19 protein-coding genes are annotated in these 18,035 nt (G+C 54.4%); 9 read left to right on the top strand and 10 right to left on the bottom strand.

Annotated features, from left to right (window positions below):
• Nucleotides 1-78 precede the first annotated feature (78 nt).
• A complete protein-coding gene (locus G536_RS0120890; protein ID WP_022825553.1) occupies nt 79-465 on the bottom strand; it encodes a RidA family protein in 387 nt (128 codons plus the stop codon).
• A 58-nt stretch (nt 466-523) separates the two neighbouring features.
• Between G536_RS0120890 and G536_RS0120885 the strand changes: the two genes are divergently transcribed.
• On the top strand, nt 524-1,195 hold the full coding sequence (locus tag G536_RS0120885; protein WP_022825552.1) for a 3-hydroxyacyl-CoA dehydrogenase family protein: 672 nt from the start codon (nt 524-526) through the stop codon (nt 1,193-1,195).
• Nucleotides 1,196-1,200: 5 nt separating this feature from the next.
• On the opposite strand, the gene G536_RS0120880 is transcribed toward G536_RS0120885, so the two are convergent.
• The 4 genes from G536_RS0120880 to G536_RS0120865 all read right to left on the bottom strand — a co-directional run bounded on the left by G536_RS0120880 (nt 1,201) and on the right by G536_RS0120865 (nt 7,105).
• Entirely contained in the window at nt 1,201-2,577 is a 1,377-nt protein-coding gene (locus G536_RS0120880; RefSeq protein WP_022825551.1) for a hypothetical protein, read from the bottom strand.
• 208 nt (nt 2,578-2,785) lie between these two features.
• On the bottom strand, nt 2,786-4,621 hold the full coding sequence (glmS, locus tag G536_RS0120875) for a glutamine--fructose-6-phosphate transaminase (isomerizing) (RefSeq protein ID WP_022825550.1): 1,836 nt from the start codon (nt 4,619-4,621) through the stop codon (nt 2,786-2,788).
• Between the two features lie 107 nt (nt 4,622-4,728).
• Nucleotides 4,729-6,303 (bottom strand): DUF4270 family protein, encoded by a 1,575-nt coding sequence (locus G536_RS0120870; RefSeq protein ID WP_084708754.1) that lies wholly within the window; start codon nt 6,301-6,303, stop codon nt 4,729-4,731.
• Nucleotides 6,287-7,105: a glycogen/starch synthase gene (locus tag G536_RS0120865; RefSeq protein ID WP_022825548.1), complete on the bottom strand. Its 819-nt coding sequence runs from the start codon at nt 7,103-7,105 to the stop codon at nt 6,287-6,289. Before G536_RS0120865 ends, G536_RS0120870 begins: the two co-directional genes overlap by 17 nt.
• Before the next feature lie 121 nt (nt 7,106-7,226).
• Between G536_RS0120865 and panC the strand changes: the two genes are divergently transcribed.
• The 7 genes from panC (at nt 7,227) to G536_RS0120830 (ending at nt 13,434) form a co-directional block, all read left to right on the top strand.
• The gene (panC, locus tag G536_RS0120860) at nt 7,227-8,075 is read left to right on the top strand and encodes a pantoate--beta-alanine ligase (RefSeq protein ID WP_022825547.1); all 849 of its coding nucleotides are present in this window, start codon (nt 7,227-7,229) and stop codon (nt 8,073-8,075) included.
• Between the two features lie 114 nt (nt 8,076-8,189).
• Entirely contained in the window at nt 8,190-8,537 is a 348-nt protein-coding gene (gene panD / locus G536_RS0120855) for an aspartate 1-decarboxylase (RefSeq protein ID WP_022825546.1), read from the top strand.
• A gap of 102 nt (nt 8,538-8,639) precedes the next feature.
• Nucleotides 8,640-9,692 carry a lysylphosphatidylglycerol synthase transmembrane domain-containing protein gene (locus tag G536_RS0120850; protein WP_022825545.1) on the top strand — a complete coding sequence of 351 codons (1,053 nt, stop codon included), beginning with the start codon at nt 8,640-8,642 and terminating at the stop codon, nt 9,690-9,692.
• The gene (gene rfaE2, locus G536_RS0120845; RefSeq protein ID WP_022825544.1) at nt 9,679-10,161 is read left to right on the top strand and encodes a D-glycero-beta-D-manno-heptose 1-phosphate adenylyltransferase; all 483 of its coding nucleotides are present in this window, start codon (nt 9,679-9,681) and stop codon (nt 10,159-10,161) included. The genes G536_RS0120850 and rfaE2 overlap by 14 nt, the downstream gene beginning before the upstream one ends.
• Nucleotides 10,162-10,248: 87 nt before the next feature.
• Nucleotides 10,249-10,947 carry a zinc metallopeptidase gene (locus G536_RS0120840; RefSeq protein WP_022825543.1) on the top strand — a complete coding sequence of 233 codons (699 nt, stop codon included), beginning with the start codon at nt 10,249-10,251 and terminating at the stop codon, nt 10,945-10,947.
• A gap of 246 nt (nt 10,948-11,193) precedes the next feature.
• Nucleotides 11,194-12,354, top strand: coding sequence for an acyl-CoA dehydrogenase (locus G536_RS0120835; RefSeq protein WP_022825542.1), 1,161 nt, complete (start codon nt 11,194-11,196; stop codon nt 12,352-12,354).
• Between the two features lie 156 nt (nt 12,355-12,510).
• The gene (locus G536_RS0120830) at nt 12,511-13,434 is read left to right on the top strand and encodes a helix-turn-helix domain-containing protein (protein WP_022825541.1); all 924 of its coding nucleotides are present in this window, start codon (nt 12,511-12,513) and stop codon (nt 13,432-13,434) included.
• 100 nt (nt 13,435-13,534) lie between these two features.
• Here G536_RS0120830 and G536_RS29205 read toward each other — a convergent pair whose 3' ends face one another.
• From G536_RS29205 to G536_RS0120815, 3 genes are read right to left on the bottom strand one after another with little or no spacing between them, the layout of a single operon-like run.
• Nucleotides 13,535-14,299, bottom strand: coding sequence for a phosphoglycerol geranylgeranyltransferase (locus G536_RS29205; protein ID WP_022825540.1), 765 nt, complete (start codon nt 14,297-14,299; stop codon nt 13,535-13,537).
• Entirely contained in the window at nt 14,277-15,032 is a 756-nt protein-coding gene (locus G536_RS31035; RefSeq protein WP_022825539.1) for a hypothetical protein, read from the bottom strand. Before G536_RS31035 ends, G536_RS29205 begins: the two co-directional genes overlap by 23 nt.
• A gap of 6 nt (nt 15,033-15,038) precedes the next feature.
• Nucleotides 15,039-15,425, bottom strand: a complete 387-nt coding sequence (locus G536_RS0120815; protein ID WP_022825538.1) for a phage holin family protein — start codon at nt 15,423-15,425, stop codon at nt 15,039-15,041.
• 148 nt (nt 15,426-15,573) lie between these two features.
• Between G536_RS0120815 and G536_RS0120810 the strand changes: the two genes are divergently transcribed.
• On the top strand, nt 15,574-16,767 hold the full coding sequence (locus G536_RS0120810) for a J domain-containing protein (RefSeq protein WP_071837790.1): 1,194 nt from the start codon (nt 15,574-15,576) through the stop codon (nt 16,765-16,767).
• A gap of 107 nt (nt 16,768-16,874) precedes the next feature.
• On the opposite strand, the gene G536_RS0120805 is transcribed toward G536_RS0120810, so the two are convergent.
• A complete protein-coding gene (locus tag G536_RS0120805) occupies nt 16,875-17,447 on the bottom strand; it encodes a fasciclin domain-containing protein (protein WP_022825536.1) in 573 nt (190 codons plus the stop codon).
• Nucleotides 17,448-17,730: 283 nt separating this feature from the next.
• On the bottom strand, nt 17,731-18,003 hold the full coding sequence (locus tag G536_RS0120800; protein WP_157530825.1) for a hypothetical protein: 273 nt from the start codon (nt 18,001-18,003) through the stop codon (nt 17,731-17,733).
• Nucleotides 18,004-18,035 lie beyond the last annotated feature (32 nt).

Below are 18,035 nucleotides of genomic sequence, written 5' to 3'. Positions count from 1 at the left end.
GGAATAATGAAGTGGTAGAGTTGTGAAATGGCTTGATAACGATTCAATAGAATCTATATTTCACCAGTGCACGATTCGTTACTTCACGGCAATGCAGGAAATTTCCACCTGTACATCCTTGGGGAGGCGGCTGACTTCCACTGTTTCGCGGGCCGGAGCATAATCGGCGGTGAAGTAGCTGCCATAGATGTCGTTGATAACACTGAAGTTGCCGAGGTCTTTCACGAAGATGCTGCACTTCACTACGTCGCGCAGCGTGAGGCCCGCTGCTTCCAGTACCGCTTGCAGGTTGCGCATCACCTGGTGGGTTTCCTGCGCCACATCCCCGTTACCGACAAGTTGGCCGGTCTGAGAATCAAGGGCAATCTGGCCGGAAACGTACAGAGTATTGCCGGCCTGGATGGCTTGGCTGTAAGGGCCGATAGGAGCGGGGGCCTGGGCTGAATAAACGACGGAATTGGGCATGGAAGAACAGCGAAGTGTGAGCGGTAAATCTATCTTTAGGCTAAAGTAAGCGGAATTTATGCACTTGCTCATCGTTGGAGGCGCCCACACAGAAGCGGAACTACGCCGCAAATTCGGCCCCACGCACACCTACGACTTCTGCCCCGCCACCGCCACCGCTCCCGACCTCCTCACCCGCCTCGGAGCGGCCGACGTTGCCTTCGACCTGCGCGCCTGGCCCGAGCTGCACTACGAGCAGCCCCGCCAGCCCCTGTTCTACGATACCACCCGTGTTTCCCTAGCGGCCCTGTTTCACAACGAAGCGGCCCCTTTCGGCCCCGTATTCGGGCTCTGCGCCTTCCCAACGTTGCTGGAACGGGAGGTGCTGGAAACCAGCCTCAACCACCCCAAGGACGCCGAGGCATTAGCCACCGTATGCGCCGCGCTGGGCACCAAGTATGGTATCGTGCCGGACCGGGTAGGGTTGGTAACGCCACGCCTTATCTGTGTGCTAATCAACGAGGCCTGCTATGCTCTACAGGAAGGCAGCGCCTCCGCTCGGGAGCTTGATGTTACTTTGCGGTTGAACGCCCAGCACGCCTATGGGCCATTCGGATGGGCAAACCAAATTGGTATAGCGCGTATCTATGAAACGCTGGAAGCTATGTGGCAGGACACGCATGAAGCACGGTACAAAGCCTGTCCGTTGCTGAAAGCTATGTATTTGCGCGGTGAGAAATTTCTGGTGTAGGTGTGCTATTCCGGTTTCTGTGCCATGAACAATCGAGGGGCAATATGTTCAGCTAAGTGGATAAGCCACACCGTGCCGCTCAATAATGCCAACGGATAAACCACGATAAAATAGCGCGCCTCCACATACCGAAGAATCACCACAAAGAGCAAAATTAGAAAGATAGGTGGCACCCGAACCAATAGCCAGCCAGTTGAAGCTCGTTGGGGCCACCATATATAACTGCACAAACTGGCGCCCATGAGCAGCCAATGCGTGCATGTGAATAGTAACCGAATGACCTTCTGCCAGATTGCTAACTCACTGAATGGCCAAGCAAAAATAGAGTTGCCACCGCCGGTTAGCACCAGATAATATGTTAAGCGCACCGGCGCTACAACGTAATACAGCCACGGCTTCTCCCTCACTACAGCATCGTGAAACCGCCGCAACGCTGCCGCCGCCTGCTGGTTGCCTCTAATATGCGGATCAGTGGAGAGCAGTACCTTGGGGGGGGGGGCTTGTAGCTGTTGCCGCACCCACCGCAACGAATCGTAGGTACCGTGCTGAGTGAGTTGCCACGACTGGGGAGCTGTTTGCGGTGCAGTAATCGGCCGAATCAGCCATGACATTAGGGAAGTGGAATTCCATTCCACCGGGTCTTCGCCCAAGGCCGCCGCAAAGCGCCGGGCGGCCAAATAGTCGTCGGGAAAAGGAATGCCCGCATACGCTGTCTGAAGCGGAACGAACTGCTGACTAACCAACCAGTTGCGGGCAGTCCAAGCGCAGTCAACCACCAGAAAAGGTAAGATCAGCAGAACACTAGGTTGCAGTAACTGGCGCCACGACTGTTGCCGATAGCTGTGGTAGATATGTACCGACGGCCATAGCCCTAGCAACGGCGCCATGTACGGCCTCAAAAATACCACCCAAGCCAGCCAGCTACCCGCTAGTAGCATGTTTTGGCGGGTGGGTGCCATGACTCCTAGCAAGCAATAGTAAGTGCCGATAACCAAGGCGCTGGCCGCAAAGCTTTCGGTTAGCAGAAATAGGTCGGCTTGTGCCCCGTACGGACTTATAGCATGCAGCAGCATTATTGCGTAAGCCACTAACCGACGTTTGGTTAGTTGGTACGTTAGAAGCCCCAAGTAGTATAGGGCTACCAACGCCAGCACCATTTGGGCTAGTATTACCGCATCATAGGCCAGAGTAGGGGAGAGAAATAGCCGAAATAAACCATAGACAGCACCATAGCCCGGCATTCGACCGGCGTAGGCCGGCAGGTAGTTCAGAATGTGTGTGTAGTGTCCATGCGTCAGTAGGTTTTCAATTGCTTGAAAGTAAGCAACGGTGTCTCCACCACGTTTGCCAATCAGACCGGTGCCACTGGTTGCAATACCCATTGAGAAATGCAGAAACACATACAGTCCTAGCCGTAGTATAACTGCAAGCCAAATAACACGACGGTTGAGCATAGGCCTTGAATGGAAAATAGTTGCCGGGGCTAGTTGGTAGCAATGAAATCGAAGAAACGACGTAACACTAAACAAAAAGAAGCGCCATGACCTGCATGGCGCTTCTTATAAAATAGACTATTACACGGCGCGCAGCTTACTCCACCGTCACTGACTTAGCCAAGTTCCGGGGCTGGTCGACGTTGCAGCCACGCAGGACGGCAATGTGGTAGGAAAGCAGCTGCAACGGCACCACCGATACCAGTGGCACCAATACTTCTGAGGTAGCAGGCACTTCAATTACAAATTCAGCCATTTGTGGAATCACCGTGTCTCCTTCCGTTACTACGGCAATGATGCGGCCTTTGCGGGCTTTCACCTCCTGAATATTGCTCACCACTTTTTCGTACGAGCTGTCTTTGGTGGCAATAACCACCACCGGCATGTTCTCATCGATGAGGGCAATAGGACCGTGCTTCATTTCAGCCGCGGGGTAGCCTTCGGCGTGGATGTAGCTGATTTCCTTAAGCTTCAACGCGCCTTCCAAGGCCACTGGGAAATTGTAGCCCCGGCCCAAATACAGGAAGTTTGGTACGTCTTTGAACGTTTGGGCAATTACCTCTATTTCGTCGTTGAGCAGCAACGCTTTTTCCACTTTTGCTGGAATGCTGTTTAGCTCCACCATCAGTTCACGCAGGCGGGTATCGGAAAGGGTGCCGCGCTTATGGCCTACAATCATGGCCAGAATGGTTAGGACAGTTACCTGAGCGGTGAAGGCTTTGGTGCTAGCCACCCCAATTTCGGGGCCGGCGTGGGTGTAAGCACCCGCATCAGTAGCCCGCGCAATGCTGCTGCCTACCACGTTGCAGATACCGAAAATAGTAGCGCCCTTACTCTTAGCCAACTCAATAGCGGCCAGCGTATCAGCCGTTTCGCCACTCTGCGAAATAGCAATTACAATGTCGCGCTCCGTGATTACCGGGTTGCGGTAGCGGAATTCCGAGGCGTACTCCACTTCCACCGGAATACGGGCTAGGTCTTCCAGCAGGTACTCAGCCACCAGACCAGCGTGCCAGGAGGTGCCGCAGGCTACAATCACAATCCGGTCGGCATTCATAAACTTCCGCTCATAGGCCCGGATACCGCCCATGTTGAGGTGGCCGGCTTCCAGCTCCAAACGGCCGCGCATGGAGTCGAGGATGGAGCGAGGCTGCTCGAAAATCTCCTTGAGCATGAAGTGTTCGTAGCCACCTTTCTCGATGCTGTCCAGCTCCATTTCCAGGTGCTGAATGTAAGGGGTCTGGTGCACGTCTTCTTTGCTGCGAATGTCGAGCTTACCGTCGCGGATAATAGCAATTTCGTAGTCATTCACGTACACCACTTCGTTGGTATACTCAATGATGGGCGTAGCATCGGAGGCAATAAAAAACTCGTCTTTGCCTACACCAATTACCATCGGCGAACCTTTGCGAGCAGCAATCAGTTGGTTGGGCTCGTCGCGGCTTAGCACCACAATGGCGTAGGCACCTACCACTTCGTGCAAGGCTAGCCGCACGGCTTCTTCCAGCGTGCAATGGTTCTGCTTCTGGATTTCCTCAATCAGGTTCACGAATACTTCCGTGTCCGTATCGGAGTGAAATACGTGGCCCTGCTGGGTGAGGTGCTGCTTCAGCGCCGCGTAGTTCTCGATGATGCCATTGTGAATAATGGCAATCCGCTCAGAGGTGGAATAGTGCGGGTGGGCGTTGGTATCGTTGGGCTCACCGTGGGTGGCCCAGCGGGTGTGACCCATGCCTACGTGGGCGTGGGTGTCTTTTTCGGCAATGAAGTTTTCCAGTTCAGAAACCTTGCCCTTCTTCTTGTATACGTTCAGGTCGCCGTTGAGCAGCGCTACTCCTGCCGAGTCGTAACCTCGGTACTCCAGCCGGTGCAGGCCCTTAAGAATGATGGGACAAGCTTCCCGGTAACCGATATAAGCAACAATTCCGCACATAGTAGTAAGGAAGGCAAAAATGAATTTCGTGAAAAAACCGATAAGCCGCGGCTATGGCAAATGCCGTACCGCGGCTTTCGACGCAATGACTTAATGGAAATGCAAGTTTAACGCAACTTGGAATAGTAAACGCGCAGCCGGATGTTTTTACCGTCGAGTGCGGCTCTTTCCAAGCCTAATGCCCCCGAATTGCGGAGGGTTGGAGAGAATAGAAAGGCAGCTGGCGTAGGACCGCTTAACTTGTCGTACACATAGGCTTGCGTGTAGCCGGTCATCAGCAGCCCGTAGTACTGATTGACATCAGATAAAGCCAGACGCGTTGCATTAGCTGCATTTTGATAGTAGCCTGTTCCCCGCTGAAGATCATCCTCAATAGATGTCAGTCCTACACCCAACTGACTCACTCCATCCTTGAGTATAATACTTTCTACGCGGCTATTGAACAAGACACGTTTTAATGGCTCGTTGCTGGCATTTGCTTCATACAGATACCCATTGCCAGGAGTGGCAAACAGCAGGTTGGAGGAAGCCTGAACTGGAATTTGCAATTCTGCGCGGTTGATGGCAATGGATGGGCTGCCGCCCGCGGCCTGTGGCTGAGCTTGCTGCTTCAGTTCCGCCAAACCCGGAATTTCCAGCTTGGTAACGAAGCCCGTACCGGCCTGCATGTATGCTACATCCCCGGTGGCACTAGAGGGGATGGAACGGGCCGAATTACTGGCTCCCTGAAGCTGGTTGAATGGCGCGGCGGCCTCCGTAACGATGCTTGTAAAGTAGCGTGGTGCATTAACCGGGTTGGGGCCATATACAGTCTGTGCCAATGTACCAAACGGAATGCTATAGGTGCCTTTCAAAGTGCCGGTGCCTACTTTCTTGTTGTAGTGATAGTAGAATACCGCACTCGATACGCTATTGGCAGAGAAATTTACTACGGCGCCGTTGAAGCTGCTGGTCGGCTGGATAACCAAGCCTTTCCAAGTGGCATCCAACTGCGACTGGCTGAAAGTAGTAGCTTTCAATAGCCCGAACATGGTGGTCAGCAAGCTGTTGCTGGCATTCAGCTTAAGACGCACGGTCCGGTTCGGCTCCGACCGTTTGAAGGTAGTGGTATCGGTGCTGCTAGTTGGGTCGTTACGCTGCCGTACCGTCCTAGTCCCATTGAGCCGAGCCGTTAATCCCGCACCCAGCACGCCTGCCACATCGGTGGCGGCAGTGGAAGCCGAGTTGTAAACGGCCTGATCGTCGAGCCGGGTGGTCAGCGGATATACATCAACGCGCAGGGGGCTGGCCGCTGAGCCGTACACCGCCGCAAACGGCATCACCAACACCACCGAATCTAACTGCGGATTGGGAGTCGTGCCCTTTACATTTGCTGGTAACGTATCAGCGGCACTGGGACTGATTTTCAGGTTGAAATACCCTTTGGCTGTGGTGGTACCCAGGGCATTGTCGCGCACCCGGCCCACTAGGTAGCTGCTGGCTTTCAGAGTGCTTATCGAGTCCTGCAACACCGTGGAAGCCGTTACCGGAAAGTCGCGGTACTCGGTGCTGGTAGCGGTAGTGCCGGGCAGTTCTACCCCTAGGTCGCTGGCATCATCCACATCACAGCTAGTAGCTACGAGAAGAACGGTAGAAAGCAAAGAAGCCGAAGCCAGTCGGCGGGCGCTAGTTGGCCAATTCATTATAGAGCGCGTAGTAAGAAGTCAGTAGGTTTTCGTCGGCGCCTACTTGCCCGAGTTGTTTGCTGCGCGAATACTCCGTGAACAACAGATTCAGGTTGTCGCTGAAGTCTTCGTCGGATTTCACTACGGCGTCGGCATATTCCATGCCCACTTTGATAAAGCCCCCAAAGTCGGCCGTTTTCAAGCAGGCCAGCATGTCGTCATCAATGTCCAGCATCTTGGCCTTCTCAATGATGTCGCCCTGAAATTTGAAGTCGAACTCGTTGTTGTAGATGGTGAACACCGATTTGGCATCCTTGAAAATCGGGTCCTTTTTGTAGGTCGTTTTCAAGTACATCGGAATCAGGCCGGTCATCCAATCGTTGCAGTGAACGATGTCGGGCGCCCAGCCCAGCTTCTTCACCGTTTCCAGCACGCCCTTGCAGAAGAAGATGGCGCGCTCGTCGTTGTCGGCGTGAAACTTGTCGTTTTTATCTACCAGCACCGATTTGCGGTGGAAGTAATCTTCGTTATCAATGAAGTAAACTTGTAGTTTCGCGTTGGGAATGGATGCTACTTTAATGATAAGGGGCTTTTCGTCTTCGCCAACAGCAATGTTGATACCAGACAGGCGCACCACTTCGTGCAAGCGGTTTTTGCGCTCGTTGATGATGCCGAAGCGAGGAACGAAAATGCGAATTTCCATCCCCATCTCCTGCATGCCCTGCGGCAGGCGCCGCAAAAATTCCGCTACTTTGGTGGTTTGCAAAAACGGATCTATTTCCGTGGCCGCGTAGAGGATTCTCAACTTAGAGGAGGACATAGTGCTCGGAAAAAGGGTGGTTAGGATAAGGCAATGCGTTGGGGTGCACAAAATTAAACAAATTTGAGGGAAAATTCAATCCAACTCGCCTGAACCCCCTTTAAGCCGGGCCAATACACCTATGGAGATACTGCACACGGCAGCTGCGTTGCAAGCGTATGTAGAAAATTGTCGTCGCGCTGGCCAGCGCATTGCACTAGTGCCCACCATGGGCGCCTTGCACGAAGGGCATCTGCAATTGGTACGCGCCGCCGCTACGGCCTGCGACGTAGTGATAGTAAGCATCTTTGTTAATCCCACGCAGTTCAACAACGCCGAGGATTTTCGGCTGTACCCACGCCTGCCAGAAGAGGATGCCGCCCTGCTAGAGCCGGCAGGTTGCACGGTGCTTTTCCTGCCCACGGTGGAAACCATGTACCCGCAGCCGGCGGTGCTGCGCTTTGATTTTGGGGAGTTGGAGCGCGTGATGGAAGGTGCACACCGGCCCGGTCATTTCAACGGGGTGGCTGTTGTAGTTAGTAAGCTGTTTCACCTGAGCCGGCCGCATCAGGCCTATTTTGGGCAAAAAGACTGGCAGCAGGTAGCGGTAGTTCGGCAATTGGTAGCCGACTTGTCGTTCGACCTGGAGCTGGTGTCCTTCCCAACGGTGCGCGAAGCGGACGGGCTGGCTATGTCGTCGCGGAACCGGCGGCTGTCGGCGGCGGCGCGGGCAGTGGCGCCGCGTCTACACGAAGCCTTGACCCTGGCTGCCCAGTTAGTGCGGCAAGGCACTCACTCGCCGGCCGAGGTGCAGCAAGCCACCGAAGCGCATATTGCCGCTGAGCCAGCTTTCCAACTGGAGTATTTTGAAGTAGCCGATGCTTACACGCTTCAGTCGCTGGCCGCCTGGCAACCTAGCCGCGCCGTGGTGCTGTGCCTGGCCGCGTACCTGGACGGCGTGCGTCTGATTGACAATATAGTAGTGAAATAGTGAGGTACGAAATGGTGGGTTTACGTTCCAACGTGACTATTCACGCAACCAAAACGTCAACTCACCATTTCACCTTACGTATCTTCGTGCCCTTATCTAACCTACCCTTTTGTAATGCACATCGAGGTTTTAAAGTCTAAGATTCACCGGGCGAAGGTCACGCAGGCTGAACTGCACTACGTAGGGAGCGTCACCATCGACGAGGACCTGCTGGACGCGGCCAACATGGTGGAAAACGAGAAGGTGACGATTGTGAACGTGAACAATGGGGAGCGTTTCGAAACCTACACCATTCGGGGAGAGCGGGGCTCGGGCATGATCTGCCTGAACGGTCCGGCAGCCCGGCGGGTAGCCGTCGGCGACATCGTTATCATCTTTTCCTACGCCCTCATCGACTTTGCGGAAGCGCGGGCACACAAGCCTACGCTGGTTTTCCCCGACCAGCACAACCGCCTGGTATAACTTACATTTTGGCGGTCATTCTCGGTTGATGCCTGTATATTGCCTCTATTCAGGAAAAAATAGGATTTACAACCGTCGATAGACAGCTGATTATTACCGTTCGTGAAGCACCTTCTAACCGTTTTGAAGTACGCCCTGCTGCTTGCTGTATCGGGGCTCCTGATGTGGTATGCCTTGCGGGGACAGGATCTGAGCCGGGTAGGACAGTACATGCGCAGTGCCAACTATTGGTGGCTGGGCCTCACCGTGCTGATTTCGGCCATGGGCTACTTCAGCCGGGCCTACCGCTGGCGGATGCAGATTACTCCTACTGGCTACAATCCTAGTTATTGGGCCGTGTACCACGCCATGATGGTAGGCTACCTCGCCAACCTGGTGTTGCCGCGTATGGGTGAAGTAATCCGGTGCTCGGTACTCCAGCGCAGCAGTAAAGTGCCGGTGCAAGTAGCATTGGGCACGGTGGTAACCGAGCGTGTGATTGACGTGCTGGTGCTGCTAAGCGTACTAAGCGCTACGCTGCTGCTCGACTTCAACCGGTTTTGGACGTTCGTGACCGACAAGATGCTAGGCGGGCAATACGACGCACTGGCCCGCAACCGCACGCCGCTACTTATTGCTGGTGGTATTGCGTTGCTGCTACTGCTGGGCGTGGCCTACACGATTTTTCGCAACCTGGAGCGGCTGCGGCAAAACGAGCTGTTCAACAAGTTTGTGGCGCTGGTGAAAGGCTTGCTGGCAGGCGTGTTCAGCGTGCTGAAAATGGAAAACAAGGGCTTGTTCCTGTTCCACACGTTCTTCACGTGGCTGGTATACTACCTCATGGATTACCTAGCCTTCTTTTGCTTCCCTGAAACCTACGACTTAGGCCTGCGGGCCGCGCTGGCTGTACTCACCTTTGGGGCCTTTGGTATGGCCGCGCCGGTAGCTGGCGGCATTGGGCCGTTTCACGTGATGGTGCAGGCCACGCTGCTGGCATATGGAGTGAGTATGGAAGCCGGTATTGCCTACGCGCTGGTGGTGCATGGCGCCCAAACCCTGCTGGTCGTGCTGATGGGCGGCATCAGCTTTCTAGTAAGCATGGCCAACTCGGGCCGCAAAGGCCAGCTGGACCTAAGCCCGATGGCCGTTTCGATGTCCAACGATGCAGTGGAGTAAAGACAAGATTTACGACCGGCCTGCCTTGGTGACGCAGGTAGCCGCCTGGAAAGCCGAGGGCCGCAAAGTGGTGTTCACCAACGGCTGCTTTGATTTGCTACACCTTGGCCACGTAGACTACCTAGAGAAGGCCCGGCACCTCGGCGACGTGCTGGTGGTAGGTGTGAATACTGACGCTTCGGTGAGCTGCCTCAAGCCCGGCCGACCCTTGCAGGACGAAGTGTCACGCACCCGAATTCTGGCCTCTCTTTTGTTTGTGGATGCCGTAGTGCTCTTCGATGAACAAACCCCGCTCGCACTGATTGAAGTCACCGTGCCCGACATCCTAGTGAAAGGCGACGACTACGCAATCAGTGGAATTGTGGGCCACGAAGTGGTGTTACAGAACGGTGGGCAGGTGCTAACCGTACCATTGGTGACCGGCTACAGCACCACGCGCATCGTCGAGCGTATTCTCAAGGGAGGCTAGCTACCTGTTTCTGGTTTGTTGCCTGCAAAGGCCGCACTTCCGGAGGCAGGACAAGCAGCCGCCAGAAACTAAAAACCAGAAACGTCCATGTACTACAATTCGAGTCCCATTTACTTCATCGTCATCTTGGCGATGCTGGTTAGTTGGTTCATTCAGTGGCGCTTGCGCAGCAAGTTCGAGAAGTATTCGCAGATCGGCTTGCAGTCCAACCTGTCGGGCAAGCAGATTGCTGAGCTAATGCTGGCCGACCACGGAATTACCGACGTGCGGGTTATCAGCACCGAAGGCCGCCTGACCGACCACTACAACCCCGCCGACAAAACCGTGAATCTCAGCGAATCGGTGTATGCCGAGCGCAGTGCTTCAGCTGCTGCTGTGGCCGCTCACGAGTGCGGCCACGCTGTGCAGCACGCCACGGCCTATGCCGCGCTGCAATTCCGGTCGGCTATGGTGCCGGCCTTGAGCAACGTGTCGCGCTTCATGCCCTGGATTCTGCTGGCGGGTGTGCTGATGATTAAAACCACTCTGATTCCACTGGGAGTTGGTATCGTGCTGTTCTCGCTCACTACTATTTTCTCATTCGTCACGCTGCCCGTTGAGTTTGATGCCTCCAAGCGCGCTCTAGCCTGGATAGACAAGCGTGGTATTGTAACGCCGCAGGAGCACGCCATGGCCAAAGACGCACTGTGGTGGGCTGCCATGACGTATGTTGTAGCGGCGCTTAGCTCCTTGGCCACGCTGCTGTACTATGTGAGCATCTTCATGGGTAGCCGCGACCGGCGCTAGTAGTCTCTGCAAGTACTTTCTCAGAAAAGCCGCCGCTTCAAGTTGGAGCGGCGGCTTTTTTGTTGGGTACTGCGCATTGTTTGAAACGTTCCGGCCACTTTTTCGCTTAACCTGCTGATAGGTAAATCTGCAATTACAGGTTCCGATAAAAAATAATGGCTTCCACGAATCTATGCTGTATGCCGCGTAAATTCGTGCAAAAATTACCACCGTTCCATCCCAGGCAACTGGCAAATTCCCACTCTCATGCTCACTACCACCCAATCCTCTATTTTCCAGCTCACTGAAGAGCAACTGGCCGTGCAGGCCGCCGCGCGCGACTTTGCGCAGTCCGAACTTTGGGCTGGTGTAATCGAGCGGGACGAACACCAGAAGTTTCCAGCCGAGCAGGTTAAGAAGATGGGCGAGCTGGGCTTTATGGGCATGATGGTGAGCCCCGAATATGGTGGCGGCGGCATGGACACCGTAAGCTACGTGCTGGCTATGGAAGAAATTTCCAAGGTAGATGCTTCCTGCTCGGTTATTATGTCAGTAAACAACTCGTTGGTTTGCTGGGGCCTGGAGAAGTACGGCACCGAAGAGCAGAAGCAGAAGTATCTGCCCGGCCTGACGTCGGGAGCCATTATCGGCGCTTTTGCCCTGTCGGAGCCGGAAGCCGGTTCGGATGCTACCAGCCAGCGCACCACCGCCGAAGACAAAGGCGACTATTACCTGCTGAATGGTACCAAAAACTGGATTACTAACGGTACTACGGCTTCGGTGTACCTAGTTATTGCCCAAACCAACCCCGAACTTAAGCACCGCGGCATCAACGTGCTGATTGTAGAGAAAGGCATGGATGGTTTCCAGACTGGCCCCAAGGAAAACAAGCTAGGCATTCGGGGTTCTGATACTTGCTCGTTGATGTTCAACGATGTGAAGGTGCCCAAAGAGAACCGCATCGGCGAAGACGGCTTCGGGTTCAAGTTTGCTATGCAGGTGCTGGCCGGTGGCCGCATTGGTATTGCCTCGCAGGCGCTAGGTATTGCCTCCGGCGCCTATGAGTTGTCGTTGAAGTACGCCAAAGAGCGCAAGGCGTTTGGGGTGCCGATTTCGCAGCATCAGGCCATCCAGTTCAAGCTGGCCGATATGGCAACTAACATTGACGCCGCCCGCTTGCTATGCCTGCAAGCCGCGTATGATAAAGACATGCACCAGGATTATGCCAAATCAGGCGCCATGGCCAAGCTGTTTGCTTCCAAAGTAGCCATGGATACCGCCGTAGAAGCCGTCCAGATTCATGGGGGCTACGGCTTTGTAAAGGAGTACCACGTGGAGCGCATGATGCGTGACGCCAAAATCACGCAGATTTACGAGGGAACCTCTGAAATTCAGAAAATTGTAATCTCGCGGGAAATCCTAAAATAGACGCGAGTAGCCTAAAAGATGGATTTGTTGCACAAAACCCAGTCAATATTTGGCTGGGTTTTCGTTTTTGTGAATTTTTATATCTTAATTTGCATTACATCAGCTAGGCCGCTCCGCGTCCTTGGATAATCTAAGACCACAACCACCCCTAGTCCAATGGAAGATTATAATAAAGTGATAGAATCGCTTGGTGTGAGATACATCAAAGCGAAGAATCTGGTGCTACAACAGCCCTTTACAGTTCGCAATAACTATGACGTAGGCAACAATCTTATCCTGTTGCACAAGGGCCGTATCACCTTCGGCGAAGAAGAGCAGGTAGTGGAAGAAGGCGAAATGCTCTTCATTCCTGGTGGCCGCGCAACTAAGGTAAACTACGGAGGATCAACAGGTAAGGTCATCACCAATGACGACCTGATTAGTAATAAAGACAAGTTTTTCCATTCCAACTCCGACCTCGACCTAATTGGCGATGCTGAGGAGAGCCACTCTTTCGTGAGCTTCGAAGCTAAAGTGTTCGATTCGGTGAACTTCTTCGCGTCGTTGGACGTGCCGGCGTTCCTGATTGCCAACAACTCCAAGCTGGGTAACCTCATCATTAAGGTGGTAGAGGAGAGCTTGCAGGAGTTGCCCGGCCGCGAGCGGCTGATTACGATTTACACCGAAAATATTGTGGTGGAAATCGTGCGCTATATCCTCAAGAACAAGATGTTCGTGGAGCAACTGGCTACCAACAGCACTTACTTCAAAGATCCGCGCCTCATCGATCTGTTCAACTACATTAAGGAGAACATCGGTGGCGACTTGTCCAACAAAGTACTCAGCAACGTGGCCAACGTGAGCGAGGACTATGTAGGTCAGTACTTCAAGATGCTGACCGGCATCAACCCCCAAGACTACATCGAATACCAGCGGATGGAGCGCGCCGTGTTCCTGTTGCGCACCACCAAGAAAAGCATCCGCGACATCGGGAAAGAAGTGGGCTACAAAGACACCGCTTATTTCTGCCGCCGCTTCAAGATGATGTTCGGTATTCCGGCTGGTAAAATGCGCCGCCGTGAGTCGGCCATGAACATCTAATCCGCTTCGGCTGGGTTAGCTTCAGCTTACTGAAAAGCCCCGTGCTGCCTTAACTGGCGGCACGGGGCTTTTGCTTTCGGGTGCTACTACGGGTACAGGCTTATAACACGCCGACCTGATTGAAGCTTTGCACGGCTTTCGAAATCTGTCCTAGAAAGTCAGGGTCTTTTTCAATCTGGTTGCCGATAACCACTACGTCGGCTCCGGCTATGAGGGCGTTGTGTGCTTTCTCTATGGTGTTGATGCCGCCGCCGACGATGATGGGCGTTTCTACGGCTTGCCGCACGGCCTGAATCATGGCGGGTGAAACGGGGTGCTGGGCGCCGCTGCCACCATCAAGGTACATAAGGCGGAGGCCCAGCATTTCGCCGGCCATAGCCGTGCAGGCGGCAATAGTAGGCTTGTCGTGAGGGAGGGGTGTGGTACCGCTCATGTAGCTGGCGGTGGTCTGGCGGCCAGTATCCACCAGCATGTAGCCGGTAGGCAGAATCTCCAGGTTGCTTTGGCGCAACAGCGGTGCGGCCACTACGTGCTGACCAATCAGGAAATCGGGGTTGCGACCCGAAATCAGGGACAGGAGCAAGATACCATCAGCCTGCGAATCGAGGTGCAAACTGTGGCTCGGGAAAAGCAGCACTGGCACCGCCGAACGGCTCTTCAATAAACGAATGAGGGCAGCCTGATGAGAAGTCATCACCAAGCTGCCACCCACGAAAAAGTAATCCACTACGTGCTGCGCACTCAACTCAACGATGTGCTGGCAGCTGGCTTCATCCAGATTATCGGGGTCCAGAAGAACCGCCAAGGACTTGTGCCCGTGCTTACGGCGTTCGGTTAGAGCATCATAGAGGCTGGTGAGGCGCATGCGCGTCGTCGTGGTGGTAAGTGAAGTCGATGTCCCGGGTTTCCGGCTCCTGCGAAGGAGTGGTTGCAAGGTCGGGATTTTTGAACATCGGCAAATACTCTCCCACTTTTTTAGCCACCACTGCCATCAATACAGCCGTGGCTTGTGCTACTAGCATCTTGCCAGTATCAGACTGCAAAAACGAGCGAAAGGCATCAGCTACGATAGACGAAGCATTGTCGGAATCGTCGCTGGGGGCATATTGCTGCTGGTTTTGGTAGCTACGGGCCGGTACTGGCCGCGGCGAATCGAAGCCAAGCGGGCGGAACGGGTCGGTGTCCAGGTCGGCACTTTCGGTGTGGTATACGTCGGGGGCAATATGAGCCCGCTCTGATGCGGCAGCTTGCGCGCCCCGGTCGTTATGGTGGCCGTGGCTACCCAAGCCCAAGTCGTCGCCCACGGCTAAGTCAGCATCAGGCGCGGTGGTTTTGCGCAACGCCCGCGCCGCACGGCGGCGACGTGGACCTAATTCTCGGTCGTGTTGGGGCTGGTATTTCTTTTTGCCGCCAAACAGTTTGGACAGGGCCCAGACCCCAGTGAGTACACCTGCGCCGATGGCCACGTATTTGCCAATCTGCTGGGTTTTCTCTTTTATTTCTTCTACCTCGCCCAGCAAAGCGCGCTCATATTCCAGCTTCTGGCGCTCCAGAAACTCTTTCTCGTCCTCGAACAAAGGATTCGTTGGTTCGGCCATGTCGGATTAGGCTTGACGTTTATCGGATTTGTAAATCGTGTTGTTCAGCATCTTGTCGGCCAGGCCTTGGAACAGCTTCTTATCAACGCCTACTGCAAAGATGATAAGCAGCACCAGATAAAACGCCGCTACAATGCCGAAGCCCCAATACGCGCTGTCGAGCACATCGTTGAGCAGTAACGCCACGAACAGGTTCAGGAAGATAAAAAACATCAGCCCGATGGCAGCCATCGACACGCCGTGCAGCGTACCAATGAAGCCGGCTTTCACTTTTTCCTGGGCCTCCAGGCGCACCAAATCGATACGCGTATCGAGGTAGCCTTTCAGGTTGCCGAAGATATTATCGGTGCGGGATGTTTTCGTTGAGTCGTCTTCGTCGTTGAAAAGGCTCATATGGAAAGAGAAGATTTGCGGAAAATCGTGTTAGCAAAGTAAGTTTCGAAAACAGCTGCCGGAGCCCAGTTTTCGGCTAGCACATTCATACGGGAAAGGCAGCTTCTTGTCTGAAATCTGCCGTACTTTTACGTACTATCATCGTCCCTTGAGTCAGAATCATTATCAAGTTCTTGGAGTACCGACTACTGCCACGGCTCTTGCTATCAAGCTAGCATATAAGAAGTTGGCGGTGCAGTTGCATCCGGATAAGCACGGCGGTAGCCCTATATATGAAGAGCGGTTCAAAGCCGTAGCTGTAGCCTATCAGATTCTCGGCGACCCGGCCCGGCGCGCCGCCTACGACTACCAGCTGCGGCAAGCCGAGCAGCGTGCCGCCGAGGCGCAGCGGCAACAGGAGTACCGGCCCCAGGGCCAGCACATCTACGGCGTGCCCATGCCGCCCCCGGCTCCGCTACGCACCCGTCGCCCTGCTGGCTCGGCCGAGCGGTACTACCGCAATATCCCGAAACAACGCCGGTTTACGCGGCGCGACTACCTGCTGACCTTTGGGTTCTTGGCGGCGCTGCTGCTCTTCATGGGAACCGTAAAAGTGGTGATGGACCACGTAACGGCCGTAAGCAACTATGAGGATGGCCTACGGGCCTACAGCCGCCGAAAGTGGGAAACGGCCCACGCCTATTTCTCGGAAGCCCTGCATTTCAAAGCCACGTACAAAGAAGCCCTAACGCGGCGCGGCGAGATTGAGCAGCTAGTCAACCGCAACTACGAGCAAGCTACCCTCGATTACACCGCCGCCCTGCGCGAAACCGAGTCGAAACCAGACCAAGCCACCTTGCTGTATCGACTAGGACAATGTCAGTCGGAAATGGGGCAGATTGCCAATGCCGAGCGGAGCCTAACTTCCTCGGTCACAATAGACTCCACACAAAGCGGTGCCTGGCTGACGCGCGGGGCCCTGCGGCTGTTTGAGCAGCAGCAGTTTGAGAAGGCCATTCACGATCTTTCGGTGGGGCTGCGCCAACGCACCACCGCCGGCAAGCCGCTGCCGGTGAAATACCTCACGTATCGGGGGCTGGCGTACTACAAGCTCGATGAACTGCTGTTAGCCCGCCAAGACTATCGGCAGGTACTGGAAGCAAGCCCGAATAACGGGCAAGTGCACTTTCTGCTGGGGCGAATAGCGCAGCGGGAAGGCAACGCCCCCGCCGCCTGTGAGTTTTTTCAGCGTGCGTTGCGGTTTGGGTACTTATACGCCGCCGCCGCCCAACAGCAGAACTGCCCGCCTACCGTAGAGCCACCCGTAGTAGAGCTTCGCCCAGAAGAGAAATTACTGAAATAACGGGGAGGCTATATAGTAGCCTCCAGAGAAAGAAAAAGCGCCTTCCCATTTGGGAAGGCGCTTTTTGGCCGTGGTGAAGTAGTACAGGGTTAGAGTGCAGATGCCAACTATGGCATCAATACTTTGTCGATTACGTGAATCACACCGTTGCTCTGGATGACATCGTAAGTGGAGATGGTCGATACGCCGCCTTTCTCATCCACGAGCACCACGTTTTTCGGGCCGTTCATCATGGCTTTCAAAGTGCCGCCACTTACGGTTTTCAGGGTAGCGGTGCCTTTGCCGGCTTTAATGGCAGCCATAATTTTGTCGGCAGTCATGTTGCCGGCTACCACGTGGTAGGTCAGAATTTTGGTGAGCGTGGCTTTGTTTTCGGGCTTCACCAAGTTGTCAACGGTGCCAGCTGGTAGGGCATTGAAAGCAGCATTGGTAGGAGCGAATACCGTGAAGGGACCTTTGCCTTGCAAGGTTTCTACGAGGCCAGCAGCTTTCACGGCGGCTACCAGTGTAGTGTGGTCGGCCGAGTTAATAGCATTTTCCACAATATTCTTATTCGGGTACATGGCTTGGCCACCTACTTGCACCGTGCCGGGCGTCATTTTGGCCTGAGCCGAAGCAGTAGAAACAGAAGCTGCACCCAAAAGGGCCATCAGGGCGAAAGAAAGCAGGTTTTTCTTCATGACTAAGTTGAGAGGAGGAGGGTAGTGAAGTTATTTGATGGCATCTACGCCGCCACTCACTCAACTGGATTTATTGTACCTAAAAAATATTTTGTGTTAGCCATTCTAAACAATATGCCACTGGCCTGAATACCATACAGACGAGGTAGAAAGGGCCACTGACCGTCAACGACTTCCTCCGCTAACCTAGCAGCTTATAGCTGTAAATCAGTTGAAGCAAAAGCGCCCGGTCTGCTCATGTCAGACCGGGCGCTTTCAGCTTTCAACCTTGAAATTCGGGAGACTAGTTCAGCCAAACAGTAAGCAGCACTTCAAAACGGTGCGGCGCGAAGGCGTTGTAAAAGGGCGCTTCACCCTGAAAGCCCAGCACGTGTACCAAGGCAATGCCTTCGGTGCGCGAGTCAACCACGCGCACGGGGTAGAGCTGGTCTTGCTCGGGCCAGTCGCCTACGTGGTTGAACGGGCGCTGGCTGTTGTCTACGCAGCGGGCGTAATCAACGAATGGGGCGTGCCGAGTGGCTTCGGCGAGGGTCAGGTTATCTACTTCGTATGCCATAGTCTCTTCTACAAAAAGCGACAAGATTTGAT

This window comes from Hymenobacter norwichensis DSM 15439, assembly GCF_000420705.1.
Taxonomy (GTDB): Bacteria; Bacteroidota; Bacteroidia; order Cytophagales; family Hymenobacteraceae; genus Hymenobacter; species Hymenobacter norwichensis.
Note: the sequence above shows the minus strand (reverse complement) of the source record. Positions and strands in the feature narration are given on the sequence as shown.

What these genes read in the sequence shown, in the direction of transcription:
- glmS (WP_022825550.1), bottom strand. Translation starts at nt 4,621, where the DNA reads ATGTGCGGAATTGTTGCTTATATCGGTTACCGGGAAGCTTGTCCCATC.
- panD (WP_022825546.1), top strand. Translation starts at nt 8,190, where the DNA reads ATGCACATCGAGGTTTTAAAGTCTAAGATTCACCGGGCGAAGGTCACG.
- G536_RS0120815 (WP_022825538.1), bottom strand. Translation starts at nt 15,425, where the DNA reads ATGAGCCTTTTCAACGACGAAGACGACTCAACGAAAACATCCCGCACC.
- G536_RS0120835 (WP_022825542.1), top strand. Translation starts at nt 11,194, where the DNA reads ATGCTCACTACCACCCAATCCTCTATTTTCCAGCTCACTGAAGAGCAA.
- panC (WP_022825547.1), top strand. Translation starts at nt 7,227, where the DNA reads ATGGAGATACTGCACACGGCAGCTGCGTTGCAAGCGTATGTAGAAAAT.
- G536_RS29205 (WP_022825540.1), bottom strand. Translation starts at nt 14,299, where the DNA reads ATGCGCCTCACCAGCCTCTATGATGCTCTAACCGAACGCCGTAAGCAC.
- G536_RS0120885 (WP_022825552.1), top strand. Translation starts at nt 524, where the DNA reads ATGCACTTGCTCATCGTTGGAGGCGCCCACACAGAAGCGGAACTACGC.
- rfaE2 (WP_022825544.1), top strand. Translation starts at nt 9,679, where the DNA reads ATGCAGTGGAGTAAAGACAAGATTTACGACCGGCCTGCCTTGGTGACG.
- G536_RS0120800 (WP_157530825.1), bottom strand. Translation starts at nt 18,003, where the DNA reads ATGGCATACGAAGTAGATAACCTGACCCTCGCCGAAGCCACTCGGCAC.
- G536_RS0120830 (WP_022825541.1), top strand. Translation starts at nt 12,511, where the DNA reads ATGGAAGATTATAATAAAGTGATAGAATCGCTTGGTGTGAGATACATC.
- G536_RS0120870 (WP_084708754.1), bottom strand. Translation starts at nt 6,303, where the DNA reads ATGAATTGGCCAACTAGCGCCCGCCGACTGGCTTCGGCTTCTTTGCTT.
- G536_RS0120880 (WP_022825551.1), bottom strand. Translation starts at nt 2,577, where the DNA reads ATGGGTATTGCAACCAGTGGCACCGGTCTGATTGGCAAACGTGGTGGA.
- G536_RS0120840 (WP_022825543.1), top strand. Translation starts at nt 10,249, where the DNA reads ATGTACTACAATTCGAGTCCCATTTACTTCATCGTCATCTTGGCGATG.
- G536_RS31035 (WP_022825539.1), bottom strand. Translation starts at nt 15,032, where the DNA reads ATGGCCGAACCAACGAATCCTTTGTTCGAGGACGAGAAAGAGTTTCTG.
- G536_RS0120890 (WP_022825553.1), bottom strand. Translation starts at nt 465, where the DNA reads ATGCCCAATTCCGTCGTTTATTCAGCCCAGGCCCCCGCTCCTATCGGC.
- G536_RS0120865 (WP_022825548.1), bottom strand. Translation starts at nt 7,105, where the DNA reads ATGTCCTCCTCTAAGTTGAGAATCCTCTACGCGGCCACGGAAATAGAT.
- G536_RS0120805 (WP_022825536.1), bottom strand. Translation starts at nt 17,447, where the DNA reads ATGAAGAAAAACCTGCTTTCTTTCGCCCTGATGGCCCTTTTGGGTGCA.